This window comes from Bacillus atrophaeus (genome assembly GCF_001584335.1).
GTDB classification, from domain to species: Bacteria; Bacillota; Bacilli; order Bacillales; family Bacillaceae; genus Bacillus; species Bacillus atrophaeus.
This window is the reverse complement of record NZ_LSBB01000020.1, coordinates 333,449-348,888: the sequence shown is the minus strand read 5'-3', so window position 1 is coordinate 348,888 and position 15,440 is coordinate 333,449. Positions and strand designations below refer to the sequence as shown.

Below are 15,440 nucleotides of genomic sequence, written 5' to 3'. Positions count from 1 at the left end.
TCGCCTCCTGTTTTTTTCATTCCACTTCTAAAACCTCTCAAAACACGATAACTTTCTGACAACTTATTGCGATAAGACTCTGCGGTTAGTATAGTATAAAAAATATCATGCCAAAATGAGGGATATTATGAAAGCGATATTAGTAGGAATATTGGCTTCACTTTTCTTTGCTGTTACTTTTGTTTTGAACAGAGCGATGGAGCTTTCCGGTGGCAGCTGGTATTGGAGCGCTTCTTTACGCTTTATTTTTATGGTTCCGTTTTTATTATTCATCGTCATGATGAGGGGTAAATTAACGCCTCTTTTAAAAGAAATGCGCAAACACCCGTTGTTCTGGCTCAGGTGGAGTTTTGTAGGCTTTGTGCTTTTTTACGCTCCGATAACTTTTGCCGCTGCATTCGGACCGGGATGGCTGGTAGCCGGGACATGGCAGATTACCATTGTGGCCGGTGTCCTTTTATCCCCTTTCTTTTATGAAACCAAGGACCTTCCAGGCGGTCCGTTAGCTTGTGCGGCAAAAGATTCCGCTCGCTGCCCTGATGACGTCTTTTATCATTCTTCTCGGAGCGGGGATCATCCAGCTTCAGCACGCGGAATCTCTATCTGCCAAGATGCTGCTTTTCAGTGTATTGCCTGTTGTCATCGCAGCTTTTGCTTATCCGCTTGGAAATCGAAAAATGCTCGTCAAATACGGAGGGAAGCTTGATACATTTCAAAGGGTGCTTGGCATGACATTGGCAAGCCTTCCGTTCTGGCTTCTGTTAGCTGCTTACGGTTGGTGGTCTGACGGTCTGCCAAGCATGGGACAGACGGTTCAATCTTTTATCGTCGCCGTCAGTTCAGGCATTGTTGCGACAGTATTATTTTTTTGGGCGACTGACATGGTAAGGGATCATCCGCAAAAGCTTGCCGCGGTTGAGGCGACGCAATCTGGCGAAGTGATTTTTGCCTTGCTTGGCGAAATGATTTTATTATCAGGTGTATTCCCATCTCTCCTTTCATTTTCAGGCTTGTTATTCATCATTACGGGAATGATTTTACACACCTTCGCCTCGAGGCAAAGAATTCCCAAAGCTGCTGCCAAAGAGAAAGCAAAATCTATCTGATAGGATGATATTCAATCCGGAGAACATATCACAGTGTTCTCCGGATTTCTGCTTTCCCTCCCCTTTACAAGTGCTGAATTCACGTTATATTTAGGTATAGTCTCGCTTTTCTTTTTTTATAGAAAGGCACGAAAAAGGTGATGAATTAATGAAAGAAACATCTATGAACAGCGGCACATCTGCCATTTCCTTTACTTCAGTTACAAAAAGCTATGAACAAAACGGGGCATCCTTTGAAGTCTTACAGGGCATAACGGGAGAAGTGAAGCAAGGCGATTTTGTCATGGTCTTAGGCCCGTCCGGTTCAGGAAAAAGCACGCTGCTGTCAATATGCAATTTAATGAAAACGCCTGATGAAGGCGAAGTGTACATACATGGGAAGGAGGTCAGAGACTGGAACATCAGTGAACTTAGAAGAACAGTCGGCCTTGCTTTCCAATCCGCGCCCGTTATAGACGGAACCGTAAGGGACAACCTGTCTCTGGCCGAAAAACTGCATCAAAAACAGCTCTATACCCCAGAAGAGCTTGCGCGCCTCACAGGGCTTTCTGACGAATTGTTAGATCGCAGCGCGCGGGATTTATCAGGCGGTCAGCGGCAAAAGCTATCTTTGGCAAGAACGCTTTCGAACCCCTCTTCTATTTTATTATTAGATGAGATCACATCCGCCTTAGACCCGGTTTCGGCCCTAGAGATTGAAGAGCTGATCATCAGATTGCACCAAGAAAAAAAACTGACGGTCATGTGGGTGACCCATAACATTGAACAGGCAAAAAGGGTTGCTGATACAATCTGGTTTATGGCCGATGGCCGGGTGCTGGAAACTGCTGAAAGCGGGGTCTTTTTTACTGACCCAAAGCATGAGGCGGCCAGAGAATTTTTGAAGGGAGGCACCCGGTGATGGATTACCTTTCTCTCTCATTGACAATGATCTTTGTTCTGATCGCTTTATTTTTATCCAAATCATTTAAAGCCGGTGTGGAAAAAGATATGATCATCGCGACGATAAGAGCCGCGGTTCAGCTTCTTTTGATCGGTTATATTTTGTCGCTGATTTTCCACTCGGACCACCCGGCATTTATCATTCTAATGGTGCTGTTAATGCTCGCCGTGGCAGCTCAAAATGTTGTAAAACGCAAAAAGATAACGATCGGATCATTTTGGAGAGTGTTTCTTACTCTGGCCATTGTAGAAATCGTCACCCAAGGAATTCTTCTGGCGCTCCAAGTGATTCCGCTCACCGCCAGATATGTTATTCCCATAAGCGGAATGGTGATCGGAAATTCTATGGTGCTGGCAAGCCTGTTTTTAAATCGGCTCGGCTCTGAAATTACGGTGCGCAAAGAGGAAATTCAACTCATTTTGTCACTTGGCGGAACACCTAAGCAATCCATTCAGCATATCCTCACTTCTTGTATGAAAATGAGTATGATACCGACGCTCGAAAGCCAAAAAACATTAGGGCTCGTACAGCTTCCAGGTATGATGACAGGCCAAATTCTGGCCGGAGCGGACCCGATACAGGCGGTGCGCTTTCAATTATTGATTGTGTTTACAACCATGGCCTCAGCCGCGCTGACGTGCGTCATTTTAAGCGTGCTTACATATCCGTCTCTATTTACAGCACAACAGCAGTTAAAGCAGCAATCATAAGACAAAAAGCCGCTGTTCCCATTGGGAAAGCGGCTTTTTTACAGGCTGGCCATTCAGCTTAACTCTTTCTCCACTTTACATTCTCTTGCTTCTCCTCATTACATGCCATTGAAAGACATTAGGCCTTGAATAATGTCCGACTGAGTCAAAATCGAATTGACTGTTCGCAAAGATCTCGGAGGTCAAGGCCTGCTATGAGCTTGTCTTCCTTGCCATAGACGGGCTCTTTAACATAGTCGCCCAAAGGACCCGCAATAGTGCTTCCGCCGGGGCACATATCATGAGGTGAATAAGCCAATTCTTCATATCATACTAGCCATTAATTTTCCGGCTGCGCCTCATAGAAGCGGGACAGCTCTATAATCATAGCGCCCATCCGCTCAATATCGGGCGCTAGCAATCGGCTGATTCCTTCTTCCCGTAGCGCCTCAGCGGTCACTTTGCCGACAGCTGACGCTAAGACGTCTTCCTTAAATGCATCCTTGATTTGATTAATGCAGCCTTTTTCTCTGGCAAAATCAAAAAGCGAACGGACCTGAACCGCCGTGGTAAAACAGACCGCGTCAAGCTTACGATCCATCAGTTCACGGCATAATAAGTCCACAGTTTCCGGTTCAGGCGGAATATGACGATAAGGCAGAATCGGCAATACAGATGCTCCTTTTTCTTTAAGAAAAGTCATTAACGACGGCGCTTTTTCTCCATGAAGCTGCACCATGACCCTTTTTCCCGAAAAATCATACGCTTCTAAAGAGCGTATCAGCCCCCCGGTTGTTCCATCCTCGTCAACTGCTGCCGGAATCATGTCCATTTTTTTCAAAGCGGCAAATGTTTTGTATCCTCTGCAAGCAATTTTCGCTCCTCGAAGCGTTGTTAAAAATGGCTCCTTCACTCCGATTTTTTCTGCCAAGTCGACCAAAGTCTCAGTACCGATACCGGTCGTAAAAATCACCCAATCTGCTTGTTCTTCAACAAATCTACGTAAATCGGGTTCCACTTGCTTGTCAGCTAAGAAAACCGTCCCTTGAAGAGAACGAACAACAGGCACTCCCCCTTGTTTTTTGATCAGCGTGCTGATTTCTTCCGTTTTCCGCGACCCGCCGATGGCAATGCGCTTCCCAAGTAATCCTTTTCCCATAGCTGTTCCCTCTTCCCGTATGTAGTGTCAGCGACAGCCTATTTGAATGGACCTTATCATTACTTTTTATCAAAAGAGACCATCCAACACAGCGTTCATTCGCTCATCTAATTTCCTATCAATATAAGATATTGTTGCGTAAACTATTTTGAAAAGCAAGAAAAATAAAGCCTTTGCATGCCGTTGAATACACGGGGCGATTGCTGTAATATTAACCACTGAGACAATTGATTACCGGAGGTTTTATGATGGAAACTGCAAAAGAGTATGAAACAAAAGGATATGACACAACCGTTATTTACGAATTTAATGAATATCCCGACGTGCATAGCGGGCGCTGTGACAATTGTGACTATACGCTGTTTAAAAGCTCAGTGAAGAGCGGAAAATTCCTAAGAGAATGCCGCAGGTGCGGACTGAAAAAGAATATTTAAATAGGGGGTTTGATTTTATGGGCAGAAAAGTTCACTTTGGCGAGCAAGAAGTCACTTTATTCTTAACCGGCTTACATCCTTTTCTCGCTTTCAAACATAAAATCAGCATGCCTTACGGTAACATTGAAAGTGTAAATGTCGATTATTTTGACGCACCCAAATGGATGCTCAGAATGCCCGGAACCTCAATTTCACCCCTTCATATATATGAAGGCAGCTATAAATATGCGGATGAATGGTATTTTCTTTCGTATGAACGAAGAGAGCCTCTTGTCATCATTGAATTAAACGGCCATAAAAAATATCGTTATGTTATATTTGCGATTGACGATCCGACGGAAACGGCTGCCGAAATTCGGAGGCGGATTAGGGAATATCATGAAAGATGAGCCGTGTTACGTTTTCGTTTTAAAAATAGAAAACTCACGATCTATGTTATTTTCGCTTCTTTATCTAAACCGCTGATAATCTCTTCCACTGTCTCTTCCGGCGTTATATGTGAGGAGTCGATCCATAAACCGATCCGCGGCGTTTCCGTTTGCAACACTTTCTCAAGAGAGAGAATCTCTATTTTGCCGTACCCTTTCTTCGGACGGGAAAACTCTCTGGCCGCTATTATGTCCGGGCGAGGCGCCAAGACGATGACATACAAGGGACGACTTTTTATAAACTCCACCATATCGCCTAACATCGGACCAATGATGATATCTTGCAAAACGACATTGAATCCCGATTCAAAATACATATCCGCTGCTTTAGCTGCCAGCCGGTGACGAAGGAGCAATTGTTCCAACGCTTCCTTTGAGGGAGTGTCTGACATTTGCACCTCGCCATTAACTATCATTTTTCTAAATACATCTCCCCGTACATGAACACTTTTCTCCAAACGCTCTGATAGAAGCTGCGCAATGGTAGATTTACCTGCTGCCATGACCCCTGTAATTAAATAAATCGCAGTTTCTTTTTCCATAACATCACACCCTTTTCCGTAAAAAAACCGGAATCTTAAGCAGATGCCGGTTCAAATTGTTTATTGCGGAACGACAGACTTTTTCATAAACGCTTCGATCTCCGCCGCGCCCTGTTCTGCTCCGCCTGCTTCCTTTACATCTTTCTGCATATCTTTCACGCGGCTGTGAATCTCTTTGTCAGAGAATATATTACCGATCGCCTGTTGCAAACGAGGTACACTGACCTCTTCTTTCGGCAGGTAGATTCCCAGCCCTAATTCTTCAACACGCTGAGCCGTGAGTTCCTGTTCATGCATTTGCGGAATCACTACAAGCGGCACTCCCTCGTTCATCGCTTCCATCGTGCTGTTCATTCCTCCGTGAGAAATAAATACATCAGCTTCCGTCAATACGTCCAGCTGCGGAACGCGCTGGCGGACCGTGAAGTTGTCAGGAATATCACCAAGACTGTCAGGCTCAATTGATTTTCCTACTGACATAATGACATGCCATTCAGCCCCCCCAAAAGCCTCCATACACATTTGATAGAATTCCGGCCAGGCGTTGAAGGCCGTTCCCAGTGAAATCAGCATAAGCGGGCGATCGCCTTTCTCTTTTAACAACAGGCGCTCTTGTTCGCTTCGTTTTCCAAGAGACGGACCGATAAAACAGAAGCGGTCGTCGAAGGTTTCGTTCTTAATCTGAAAAGAGCGCGGCATAAAGACAATATTAAACGCTTCTGGTATAGCCAGTTGTTCAAATGAGACAGCCGGTAAGTTTTCTTGCTCCAGAAAGGCCTGAAATTCAGCCTCTGCTTCTTTGACTTGTTTGAGCATCTCCTCAGTTCCCATCTGAAAGGATTCATTTTGAGCGTATGACGAACAGAGTCTGACAGCCGGCACTTGAAGCTTATCAGCTAACAGTTTTCCCGCCAGTGCGATAAAATCATAGACGATAAGGTCAGGCTGGTCATCTTTATACAATTCTTCAAGCTGTGGCAAGATTCCAAGCGATTCTTTCAAAAACATAAGCGGCGTTTCGTTTTTTTCCATCAATTCTTTAATTTGCTGAGGATCTACCGAAATGGTTGTTTCATATAAAAGCGGGCGGGCTCCCGCTTGTTGAACCGCCGGGGCAAATTCCTCTGTCGTAGCGTATGTTATCCGATGTCCTTTTTCACAAAGCTTCTCCACTAATGCAAGTGTGGGGTTTACATGGCCATACGCAGGGATATTAATAATTGTGATATGATGCTGTTTCATTTTTCAGCCTCCAGTTAGTTTGAATCTTTTGTTTCTGGAAAATTCTAAACTTTTACACGAAAACTCTTTAACCCATAAATCACACTGTTTGCAATTGGCGATATACTGATACGTTCCATGCCAGGGAACGCATTTGTCAGAGCTTTCAAAGCAATTTGTGCTTCAAGACGCGCAAGCGGAGCGCCTAAACAAAAGTGATTGCCGTGACCAAACGCAATATGCGGATTAGGATGACGATGAATATCAAATATGTGTGCCTGTTCAAACTTCGCTTCATCACGATTCGCAGACGCCACAAAAGCCAAAACCATATCTCCTTCTCTGATGAGATGCCCTCTTATTTCCACATCCTGTTTGGCGATTCGCCGCAAAATCGGTGCGGGAGCCCTGAAACGCAAGGCTTCCTCCACTGCCTGAGGAATAAGCGCCGGGTCGTCCCTGAGCTCATCATAAGCCCCAGGCATGTCTAATATGCTGTACATCGCGTTTGATATTAAGTTAGTCGTCGTTTCATTCCCTGCCACAAGGAGTAAATTACAAAACGGGATCAATTCTTCTCCGGAAAGCTTCTCACCTTCTTCTTCCGCTTTGACTAAAATCGAGATGAGATCTTGTGCCGGTTTTTTCCGTTTCTCTTCTATGATGGCGGCAAAAAACGCCGCTAACTCTTGTTCGCATTTGTTTCTTTCTTCCTGAAAAGCTTTTTCTGCTTCCTCACTGCCATCCTTTGGTGTGCTTACGAGAATGTCCGACCACTTTTTAAATTGATCCATATACTCTGAAGGCACGCCCAGCAGTTCAGATATCACAACGACAGGAAGAGGATAAGAGAAATCCTGCACTAGATCAAACTCCCGGCTTCCAAGTAAACGATCAATTAATTCATCTGTAATGCCCTGAATCCTCGATTCCCACTGCTTCAAGACCCGTGGAGTAAACGCTTTGTTGACAACTGAACGAATCTGCGTATGTCTCGGCGGGTCCATATTAATGATTGAATTGCCCAGTGAATTCGCTTGCTGCTTCACATAATTGGAAAAACCATTTTTATCCCCGATTATTTTTTTCACATCTTCATAAAGAAAAACGCTCCACACTTGGTTTTCTTCATCATAATGAACAGGGGATTCCCTTCTCATTGATTCGTACCACGGAAATGGATGGTAAGCATCCTGTTTGTTTATCCCTTTCAATATAGCTCGCTGTAAAGCCTGCCGCTGATTTACTACATTCATTTTCTCACTCCCCATCAAACAATGTGTTGTTCATTTGATGCTCGTCACCACCTCCTGCTATCGCCAAAGAGAGGGATGTAAAGTCAAATTCTTGAATCAGGAAGTCGTTTTTGAAACAACGAGGTGCAAAAAGGCATCATATATACCCTCTCGAATTTCGTTCATCTTACCATAATCTTTCATTTTTTTTCTATCCATCGCCATTGATACGGCTCACAACGTGACTATAGGCATAATCATCGGATACTGACTCAGATTCACCAGCTTATCAACAGCCAAAAACACCTTTGTTCAAACCATATGAACTATTTAAAAAAATGACTTTTCCATTATTTCAATAAAGTACGATATATGATTAAATGAAGAGTAAAATTGTGAAGGAGAGAACAATATGACAGCCCAGACTAATCGTCAAAAACTGTACGCAGGAATGATACTTTCACTCGTATTTGTGATGTTTGTGTTCTCTTTCTCTGAGAAACATTCAAAACCGCTTGCTGAAGGAAATAAACAGGAAAACTGGCACACCGTGGTCGATAAAGCGTCAGTTGATGTATATGGAAATCAATTAATTGAAGTAAATCAATTGAAAAAGAAACTTGGCAGCAAAAAAGCCGATTCTATTATCACGCTTCTTAAACTGGCCAGTGAGAAACATATCGCGTTATAAATAAAAGAGCCTTTCGGGCTCTTTCATTGTTAATCAAACATCGTTTCCTTTTTCGGATCTTGCAAAAAGTCAAAAAGCATACTGAGCTGTGAGGCTGTATTTCTTTTCGGGGATAGACGAGGCAGACTGTCTGCTGGAAAAAAAGCTGTATGATTCGTCTCTAAACCGCTTTTTGCTTGCCCGCCGACAATCCTGCATTGAATAAAGATCTTATAGTAATGGTAAGGCTGAGGCGGATGAGGATGCTTATGGCTGTCCAAAACGGCCAGTAATTTATCGGGAACGGTATCATATCCTGATTCTTCTTTGATTTCTTTTACAACATTTTCAGCCGGCGATAATCCAATCTCACAGAACCCGCCCGGCAACGCCCACAGATCATCATGGATCTCCCGGACAAGCAAAATACGATTCTCATGAAATACCACGCCGCGAACATCCGCTTTCGGAGTCGGATAACCCGGCTCGCCTACAAATAAGTCTGCAATCATTTCTATATCCGAATCAGAGTAATCTGCCATCATTTCCATACCGACCTTATTTAACTCCTCATATCTTTCTCTGTCATAGTCGTCTTTCGAAAAAGCGAGACCCGCCTGCGCTATTGCTTGAATGCGCTTCGCCCGCTCAAGCCACTTGATATTCATGTATATCACCTCAATTGAACAAATCTGAAAGCCCTTACCATTATACCATATTATGGTTATCAACTTATAAAAAATAAGCACGCTTCCTAGGTGCGAAAAACGTGCCATGAGCTGTGCCTATCTAAGTGTGATGAGATAATGAATATTTTCTTTTTTTGTCAAATCAAAAAAAGATGGTTTATAGACGAGCGTGAGGTCCTTTTCCCCTTTAGGAACCACGAAACTGATTGTTCCGGTCACTTTTTTGCCGGAAGCTAAGTTTCCTGCTTGAATGTACGTGTCTATATCTGGGGTCGATACTATATTAGGTAAAATGGTTTTATCTTTCCCGTCCTTTAATTCAAACCCTAATATACTGTAGTCTATTGATTTTTCGCCTTTATTTTCAATTGTTACCTCTGCAATTAAAAATTCCTCGTTCTTTTGCAGAGATCTTTCTTTTTCTTCACTTAATTTCACCTTATACTCGCCTTTTTGTGCAGTATAAATCTTATTGACTGAGAAATTAGTATTCATAGCTTTAAAAGTCTCGCCAATCTTATGTACCTCTTCATCTGTTTTGTTTTCAGTTTTGTCTTTTGTAGTTTCTTCTTTCTTTTCGCTTGCTTTCTTTTCTTCCTTTTGTTCAGCTGAAGCATCGTTTGATTGGCTGCATGCCGTAAGCGCTAAACCAATTGTCAGCATGAATAATAACAATAAGACTTTTTTCATTCCTGTTCCCCCATCTAAAGTAATCGTTTTCTATTATAAATAGATTACCTCTCTCATTAACAGGGAATAAAGTAATGTTTTTACCGAACTTCATAAACTTTCCCTTCATTTGTACGGTAAAAAGGCTGAATCATATGATCTATTCGGATTTACAGCCGGTTTGAAGCGGTGTTTCACAAAAAACCCGAGCTGCCGTTTTCAGCTCGGGTGTCAGAAATCAATCTCGTTTATCCATGTCACTGTTGTCGTGCGGCTCTTGATGATGCTGCTGATGTTCGGGGGGCTGGGTATTTCTCTCCTTCTCCTTTGTATCCTCCCCCATGCCTTTCAGAAAAGTAAACAGCATGGTGACCGCCTTATTGATTTCCGGGTCTCTTAAGGAACGGAGAATATCAAAATAGCCTATTTTTTCGTTGCTGTCTTTTTGTTCCGCTGCATTTGCCACACCGGCGTTGATCTTCAGGATGAAAGGCTCCAGCTGTTTTACATTGAGCATTCCGAGCGTGCCACCAAGCAAAAGAAGATTCTTCAGCATATTTGCCGTTTCAGGCTTGTCCGCTGTTTTCACCAATATATCCATCACCTTGTCGCCTTGGCCAAACAGTCCGCTCAATGCAGACAGAATCCCGCGGTCATTCATATGGCCCAGGATATGCATCGTTTCGAGAATGGCCTCTTTATGATCAATTAAAGCCGTTTCAATTTCCTCTAAATCCCGTTTGCGCTGATCCTCTTCTGTCACAGTTTGTTTTTGAATCTTTGTGATCGCTTTAGCCATTATGTTTCAGCCCTTTCTTTACAGCATCTCCAGGGAACATATAATCCTTCCGCGCCCATTTCCTTTGAACCTGCACACCGATTTGCGGCTGAGGATTTCCGTTTCGATGGTTGATTTTCGGAAGCGGATTAATTCCGTCATGTTTTAAAATTTCCATTTTCGCAGAGGTTTCTTTATAAGCAGGTGTATCTGTATCCTTGTCTGAATAGCTGCTTGTTAACAGGTTGATCGCCGCCTCTTTGGAATCGTTCATCGGCAAGTAGACTTCCTTGCCTTTGACGCGATCAGTGATGAGGCATTTCACCTTCACATTTCCATATGGTGAAGTCAGCCTCACCAGCGTGCCGTCTTTGATCCCTCTTTCTTCGGCGAGCTCATGGGAAATCTCCAAAAATGCATTCGGCGTTTTTTCAGAAATGCCTTTTGATTTATACGTCAGATTGCCTTCATGGAAATGCTCTAAAAGACGCCCGTTATTTACGTGAATATCGTATTCCTCGCCAAACTCTGACGGCTTGGTCCACTGGACTGGGTAGAGAACGGCTTTGCCGTCCGGAAACGGGAATTCTTCTTCAAATAATAATGGCGAATCTGTTCCGTCTGCGCTCACTGGCCATTGCAGAGAGCTGTATCCTTCAAGCCGTTCGTATGTTACACCGGCATATAATGGCGAGAGCATCGCAGCCTCCTGCATGATGTCAGCCGGATGATCGTAACTCCAATCCGCACCTAATTGATTGGCGATTTCCATAATAATCTGCCAGTCCGGTTTTGATTCCCCAAGCGGCTCAAAGACTTGATAAAGACGCTGAATCCGGCGCTCCGTATTTGTAAAGGTTCCGTCTTTTTCAAGACTTGGGCTTGCCGGAAGCACAACATCCGCATATTCCGCTGTACGGGACAGGAAAATGTCCTGACCGACAAAGAAGTCAAGCTTCTCGTAAGCAGCGTGAACGTGATTAATATTGGAGTCCACAAGCCCCATTTCTTCCCCTTTGACATACATAGCTTTCAGCTGCCCAGAGTGAATTTCTTCAATCATTTCATGGTTTGTCATACCTGGTTCGGCCGGTATTTCCGTCCCCCAGCCTTGTTTATATTTTTCCCGCACTTTTTCGTCTGTCACTTTTTCATAGCCCGGCAGGCTATCCGGCATACTTCCGAAGTCGCTGGCTCCCTGTACATTATTGTGGCCGCGCAACGGATAAGAACCGGTGCCCGGCTTCCCATAATTTCCTGTCACCAGCAGCAGGTTGGAAATCGCTGTGCTCGTATCGCTGCCTCCGATATGCTGCGTGACCCCCATCGCCCATAATGCACACATACTGTCCGCTTCGTGAATCATGTTTGCAATCTTGATAAGTGTTTGCTTATCAATGCCGGTTTGTTTTTCTGCGTATTCCATTGTGTACGGCTCAAGACTCTTCACAAATTGATCCAGACCATTGACCCTATCATTAAGAAATGCCTCATCGGCCATGCCATTATCAATCAAATACTTTGAAACCGCATTAAGCCAGACGATATCGGAACCCGCGTCAGGCTGGATAAATAAGTCGGAACGCTCTGCCATTTCATGCTTTCTGAGGTCAGCTACAATCACTTTTTGGCCTCTCAATTTGTGGGCTCTTTTGATTCTTGTCGATAATACAGGGTGTGATTCAGACGTGTTGGAGCCGATAATCAATATAAGCTCTGCCTTTTCTATATCCTGAATCGAACCTGAATCTCCTCCGTATCCGACTGTCCGGAATAATCCGGCTGTAGCGGGGGATTGGCAATAGCGGGAGCAGTTATCCACATTATTTGTGCCGATCACTCCCCTTGCGAGCTTTTGCATGAGATAGGATTCTTCATTCGTACATTTCGAAGACGTAATAAAAGCAAGCGCGTCAGGGCCGTATTCCTCTTTAATACTTGAAAACTTATCGGCAATCAGCGCTAACGCTTCCTCCCATTCCGCTTCACGGAAATGGCCGCCCTCCCGGATCAGCGGCTTTGTCAGCCTTTCCTCGCTGTTTACAAAATCCCAGCCGAATTTTCCTTTGACACATGTGGAAATACCGTTGGCAGGGGCTTCTTGCTGCGGTTCGACCTTCAAAATGTCTCTGCCTTTCGTCCAAATGTCAAAGCTGCACCCGACTCCGCAATATGTGCATACAGTTTTCGTTTTCTTTATTCTTTCATCTCGCATCGCCGATTCCATGTCAGAAATGGCAAGAATGGAACCATAACCGGTCTCAACGCTTTTTGTCATTTCAATCATCGGGCGAAGGGTTTCTTCAGTTATACCCGTTAAATAACCAGCTTCCCCTTCCATCCCTTTTTCCATCATCGCGTTGCACGGACAAACGGTGGAGCAATGGCCGCAGGAGACGCATGAGGATTCGTTAATGGGTACGTCGTTATCCCAAATCACGCGTGGACGTTTACGTTCCCAATCTATTGTCAGCGTCTCAGTTACCTGTACGTCCTGACATGCCTCTACACAGCGTCCGCACAAAATGCATTGGTCCGGATCATAACGGTAAAACGGGTGAGACTCGTCTTTATGGTACGGTTTTTGGTCGAACGGAATGCTTTGGTGATTGATTTTCATTTCCTTCACCGTATTATGTATTTCGCATCCCCCGTTGTTGTAATCACAAACCGTACAGTATAGTTCGTGATTATATAAAATGTTATCCATCCCAATCACTTGCGCCTTTTTCACCTCAGAGGAGAGCGTATCAATCACATCTCCATCTTTTAATTCTGCGGAGCATGATCTCACCAGTTCCCCATTTACACTGACAATACAAGTATCGCAAGTCTCAATCGGGCCGAGGCTCGGATGATAGCATACATGCGGCACTTCAATAGAGCTGTCAGAAAGCAGATTCAGCACGTTTTGTTCCCCGGCTGTCTCCATTTCGACGCCATTTACAATCACTTTACAATTTGTCATCTGACATTTCCCCTTTCTCCCCTTGTATATCACTAACTAAACATTTCAGTTCCCTCACAGCCGAACATCAAAACATGAAGAAGCCATGTTTCGGCTAGGAAGCTCAAGGGAAACGATACTGTATCTAGGAGGTATAAAATGCTCACAAAAAAAAACGATGGCTACCGCGGTCACAGCGACTGTATTGACAGGTTCTGTATTAGGATTGGGAATGGTATCCTTTTCTGCGCCGGCACAAGCTGCGTCTCAATCGGCAGCTGCATCTGAAAAGACAAACCCACGAGCAGCTGAGATTCTGAACGAGCTTTACAACACCGCCTTTAAGGGAGAAATGCCTCAAGATATCGAAGGTCTGAAAGTCAACAAAAGCACACAAAGCGATGTCTATAACAAAATCGGAGAACCGGAGAAAAAAGCGGATGCCGGCAACCCATTCGATTTATACAGCTCAAATATGGGGAATCCCGGATATGGATTTTCGTATAACAAAGACAATACGATTTCACAAATCCGCTACTTCGGAACCGGGGTGGAAAGACAGCAAAACCTCGGCGGAATCACGCCGGCTGTGTTAAGTGAACAAATCGGCAGCGCGGATCAAATTCTAACTGTTCCGCACACAAATGAAACAGATTATGTTTACTTCACAGGCGACTATGAACTTCATTTTGTCATCGGCAGCGACCAGACAGCCGACCATGTAAACTTAAAAGCGAAATAGATGTATAGGGAAGAGCAGCGGCTATCAGAGCCGCTGCTTTTTTTACTGTGGACACACTCACCCATATTCCTTACAATACATCTGGAGAATACGTACGGGAAGATATGTGAAATGAGGTTTTTCAGATGATTGATAAACGGAATAGATTTGCTTATGCCGGAATGACTGCTGTTGTCATGGGGCTAGGATTATTGTCCAGAAAAATCCCTGATGTTCTGCCGAATGTATTGAATATCTATGCAGGCGACGCACTGTGGGCGCTCATGATTTTCCTTGGGATCGGATTTGTTTTCCATACGATAAAAACATCGCGGGCGGGATTGATAAGCCTTGCGTTTTGTTACCTTATTGAATGCAGCCAACTGTATCATGCCGACTGGATTGATCGGATCAGAGACACAACACTTGGCGGATTGGTGTTAGGGTATGGGTTTTTATGGAGCGATTTGGGAGCTTATACGATAGGAATTGGGATAGGTGTTGTGATAGACATTACCTGCAGGGATTTTCGGAGACACAAATTAAAACACAGATGAATCAGCTGTTCTGATTACACTGCAAGTGACTCTTAGAAAAAAGACCTTTAAATAAATAAAAACGACAGACATGCATTTTCGCATGGGAGAGTAATATGATTTATTGTTTCGCATTTGAAGGAGGTAAAGTGATTGATGAAAAGCTTGTTCATGAAAGTGTCCTTGATGTTTCTAGTCACTGCATTGTTTTTGGCCGGCAATGGCATTCCCGTTAACGCCGAAACCCATTCCTACGATGGAAAAAGCCCTTATTACAATGACTGTGATTCTAGCGGTTCCACAAAAAAATCCTCTAACTTAGTGAATGCAAACAATCAAGTCATTGGCGTGGTGGAACTGAAATTCAGCAGTACTTGTAAAACAGCTTGGGCTAAAATTTCGATGAACAACACGCTGACATCCGGTTATGAAGCGAATGCGGAGATTACCCGCAACACGGATGGAAAGCGGTATAACTGTGATTCTTCAGGAGGCAATGGCAAGGCGGCGGCAGGTCAAAAATCTTGTTATACGCCGATGGTTTATGATTTAGACCCCAGGAGTTCATACGCTTTTGGCAAGTATTCTGGACCCAGCCTGAATGTGTGGGCAACAACTGGCTCTTATTAATTTCAGAATAAAATAAAGGCTGCCAAGATCCCCCCTCGGCAGC

At 44.1% G+C, this 15,440-nt stretch carries 16 protein-coding genes and 2 pseudogenes; 9 read left to right on the top strand and 9 right to left on the bottom strand.

Annotated features, from left to right (window positions below; translation table 11 throughout):
- Positions 1-127 precede the first annotated feature (127 nt).
- From AXI57_RS15410 to AXI57_RS15400, 3 genes and pseudogenes are all read left to right on the top strand, one after another.
- Positions 128-1,106, top strand: a pseudogene (locus AXI57_RS15410) (DMT family transporter).
- A gap of 148 nt (positions 1,107-1,254) precedes the next feature.
- The gene (locus AXI57_RS15405) at positions 1,255-2,007 is read left to right on the top strand and encodes an ABC transporter ATP-binding protein (RefSeq protein ID WP_003327490.1); all 753 of its coding nucleotides are present in this window, start codon (positions 1,255-1,257) and stop codon (positions 2,005-2,007) included.
- A complete protein-coding gene (locus AXI57_RS15400; RefSeq protein WP_061670569.1) occupies positions 2,007-2,759 on the top strand; it encodes an ABC transporter permease in 753 nt (250 codons plus the stop codon). Before AXI57_RS15405 ends, AXI57_RS15400 begins: the two co-directional genes overlap by 1 nt.
- A 58-nt stretch (positions 2,760-2,817) precedes the next feature.
- Here AXI57_RS15400 and AXI57_RS22135 read toward each other — a convergent pair.
- A pseudogene (locus AXI57_RS22135) lies at positions 2,818-3,066 on the bottom strand (nitrilase); the annotation flags it as partial.
- Positions 3,067-3,078: 12 nt separating this feature from the next.
- Positions 3,079-3,897 carry a uroporphyrinogen-III synthase gene (locus tag AXI57_RS15395; RefSeq protein ID WP_061670568.1) on the bottom strand — a complete coding sequence of 273 codons (819 nt, stop codon included), beginning with the start codon at positions 3,895-3,897 and terminating at the stop codon, positions 3,079-3,081.
- Positions 3,898-4,145: 248 nt separating this feature from the next.
- Between AXI57_RS15395 and AXI57_RS15390 the strand changes: the two genes are divergently transcribed.
- Both AXI57_RS15390 and AXI57_RS15385 read left to right on the top strand, forming a co-directional pair.
- Complete coding sequence (locus tag AXI57_RS15390) at positions 4,146-4,331, top strand: DUF8096 family protein (protein WP_003327494.1); 186 nt, start codon at positions 4,146-4,148, stop codon at positions 4,329-4,331.
- Positions 4,332-4,348: 17 nt separating this feature from the next.
- On the top strand, positions 4,349-4,720 hold the full coding sequence (locus AXI57_RS15385) for a hypothetical protein (RefSeq protein WP_061670567.1): 372 nt from the start codon (positions 4,349-4,351) through the stop codon (positions 4,718-4,720).
- A 41-nt stretch (positions 4,721-4,761) separates the two neighbouring features.
- Here the strand turns inward: AXI57_RS15385 and AXI57_RS15380 are convergent, their stop codons facing one another.
- From AXI57_RS15380 to AXI57_RS15370, 3 genes are read right to left on the bottom strand one after another with little or no spacing between them, the layout of a single operon-like run.
- The gene (locus AXI57_RS15380) at positions 4,762-5,301 is read right to left on the bottom strand and encodes an AAA family ATPase (protein ID WP_061670566.1); all 540 of its coding nucleotides are present in this window, start codon (positions 5,299-5,301) and stop codon (positions 4,762-4,764) included.
- A gap of 60 nt (positions 5,302-5,361) precedes the next feature.
- Positions 5,362-6,543: a macrolide family glycosyltransferase gene (locus tag AXI57_RS15375; RefSeq protein WP_061670565.1), complete on the bottom strand. Its 1,182-nt coding sequence runs from the start codon at positions 6,541-6,543 to the stop codon at positions 5,362-5,364.
- A gap of 44 nt (positions 6,544-6,587) precedes the next feature.
- Positions 6,588-7,778: a cytochrome P450 gene (locus AXI57_RS15370; RefSeq protein WP_061670564.1), complete on the bottom strand. Its 1,191-nt coding sequence runs from the start codon at positions 7,776-7,778 to the stop codon at positions 6,588-6,590.
- Between the two features lie 391 nt (positions 7,779-8,169).
- Between AXI57_RS15370 and AXI57_RS15365 the strand changes: the two genes are divergently transcribed.
- Positions 8,170-8,448 carry a hypothetical protein gene (locus AXI57_RS15365; protein WP_061670563.1) on the top strand — a complete coding sequence of 93 codons (279 nt, stop codon included), beginning with the start codon at positions 8,170-8,172 and terminating at the stop codon, positions 8,446-8,448.
- Between the two features lie 29 nt (positions 8,449-8,477).
- Here AXI57_RS15365 and AXI57_RS15360 read toward each other — a convergent pair whose 3' ends face one another.
- From AXI57_RS15360 to fdhF, 4 genes are all read right to left on the bottom strand, one after another.
- Positions 8,478-9,095, bottom strand: a complete 618-nt coding sequence (locus AXI57_RS15360; protein ID WP_061670562.1) for an NUDIX hydrolase — start codon at positions 9,093-9,095, stop codon at positions 8,478-8,480.
- Positions 9,096-9,212: 117 nt separating this feature from the next.
- Positions 9,213-9,806, bottom strand: coding sequence for a DUF4352 domain-containing protein (locus AXI57_RS15355; RefSeq protein ID WP_061670561.1), 594 nt, complete (start codon positions 9,804-9,806; stop codon positions 9,213-9,215).
- Positions 9,807-10,023: 217 nt separating this feature from the next.
- Positions 10,024-10,584 carry a helical membrane plugin domain-containing protein gene (locus AXI57_RS15350; RefSeq protein ID WP_003327503.1) on the bottom strand — a complete coding sequence of 187 codons (561 nt, stop codon included), beginning with the start codon at positions 10,582-10,584 and terminating at the stop codon, positions 10,024-10,026.
- The gene (gene fdhF, locus AXI57_RS15345) at positions 10,577-13,531 is read right to left on the bottom strand and encodes a formate dehydrogenase subunit alpha (protein ID WP_061670560.1); all 2,955 of its coding nucleotides are present in this window, start codon (positions 13,529-13,531) and stop codon (positions 10,577-10,579) included. Before fdhF ends, AXI57_RS15350 begins: the two co-directional genes overlap by 8 nt.
- Before the next feature lie 157 nt (positions 13,532-13,688).
- Between fdhF and AXI57_RS15340 the strand changes: the two genes are divergently transcribed.
- The 3 genes from AXI57_RS15340 to AXI57_RS15330 all read left to right on the top strand — a co-directional run bounded on the left by AXI57_RS15340 (position 13,689) and on the right by AXI57_RS15330 (position 15,397).
- Positions 13,689-14,252 carry a YjgB family protein gene (locus AXI57_RS15340; protein ID WP_061670559.1) on the top strand — a complete coding sequence of 188 codons (564 nt, stop codon included), beginning with the start codon at positions 13,689-13,691 and terminating at the stop codon, positions 14,250-14,252.
- Between the two features lie 125 nt (positions 14,253-14,377).
- Positions 14,378-14,788 (top strand): ribosomal maturation YjgA family protein, encoded by a 411-nt coding sequence (locus AXI57_RS15335; protein WP_061670558.1) that lies wholly within the window; start codon positions 14,378-14,380, stop codon positions 14,786-14,788.
- Positions 14,789-14,923: 135 nt separating this feature from the next.
- Entirely contained in the window at positions 14,924-15,397 is a 474-nt protein-coding gene (locus tag AXI57_RS15330; protein WP_061670904.1) for a YjfA family protein, read from the top strand.
- The last annotated feature ends 43 nt before the right edge of the window (positions 15,398-15,440 follow it).

Bases quoted from the DNA above. Each gene is read 5' to 3' on its own strand.
- AXI57_RS15360 (WP_061670562.1), bottom strand. From the start codon at position 9,095: ATGAATATCAAGTGGCTTGAGCGGGCGAAGCGCATTCAAGCAATAGCG.
- AXI57_RS15400 (WP_061670569.1), top strand. From the start codon at position 2,007: ATGGATTACCTTTCTCTCTCATTGACAATGATCTTTGTTCTGATCGCT.
- AXI57_RS15335 (WP_061670558.1), top strand. From the start codon at position 14,378: ATGATTGATAAACGGAATAGATTTGCTTATGCCGGAATGACTGCTGTT.
- AXI57_RS15395 (WP_061670568.1), bottom strand. From the start codon at position 3,897: ATGGGAAAAGGATTACTTGGGAAGCGCATTGCCATCGGCGGGTCGCGG.
- AXI57_RS15330 (WP_061670904.1), top strand. From the start codon at position 14,924: ATGAAAAGCTTGTTCATGAAAGTGTCCTTGATGTTTCTAGTCACTGCA.
- AXI57_RS15365 (WP_061670563.1), top strand. From the start codon at position 8,170: ATGACAGCCCAGACTAATCGTCAAAAACTGTACGCAGGAATGATACTT.
- AXI57_RS15380 (WP_061670566.1), bottom strand. From the start codon at position 5,301: ATGGAAAAAGAAACTGCGATTTATTTAATTACAGGGGTCATGGCAGCA.
- AXI57_RS15370 (WP_061670564.1), bottom strand. From the start codon at position 7,778: ATGAATGTAGTAAATCAGCGGCAGGCTTTACAGCGAGCTATATTGAAA.
- AXI57_RS15340 (WP_061670559.1), top strand. From the start codon at position 13,689: ATGGCTACCGCGGTCACAGCGACTGTATTGACAGGTTCTGTATTAGGA.
- AXI57_RS15385 (WP_061670567.1), top strand. From the start codon at position 4,349: ATGGGCAGAAAAGTTCACTTTGGCGAGCAAGAAGTCACTTTATTCTTA.
- AXI57_RS15350 (WP_003327503.1), bottom strand. From the start codon at position 10,584: ATGGCTAAAGCGATCACAAAGATTCAAAAACAAACTGTGACAGAAGAG.
- AXI57_RS15390 (WP_003327494.1), top strand. From the start codon at position 4,146: ATGGAAACTGCAAAAGAGTATGAAACAAAAGGATATGACACAACCGTT.
- fdhF (WP_061670560.1), bottom strand. From the start codon at position 13,531: ATGACAAATTGTAAAGTGATTGTAAATGGCGTCGAAATGGAGACAGCC.
- AXI57_RS15355 (WP_061670561.1), bottom strand. From the start codon at position 9,806: ATGAAAAAAGTCTTATTGTTATTATTCATGCTGACAATTGGTTTAGCG.
- AXI57_RS15375 (WP_061670565.1), bottom strand. From the start codon at position 6,543: ATGAAACAGCATCATATCACAATTATTAATATCCCTGCGTATGGCCAT.
- AXI57_RS15405 (WP_003327490.1), top strand. From the start codon at position 1,255: ATGAAAGAAACATCTATGAACAGCGGCACATCTGCCATTTCCTTTACT.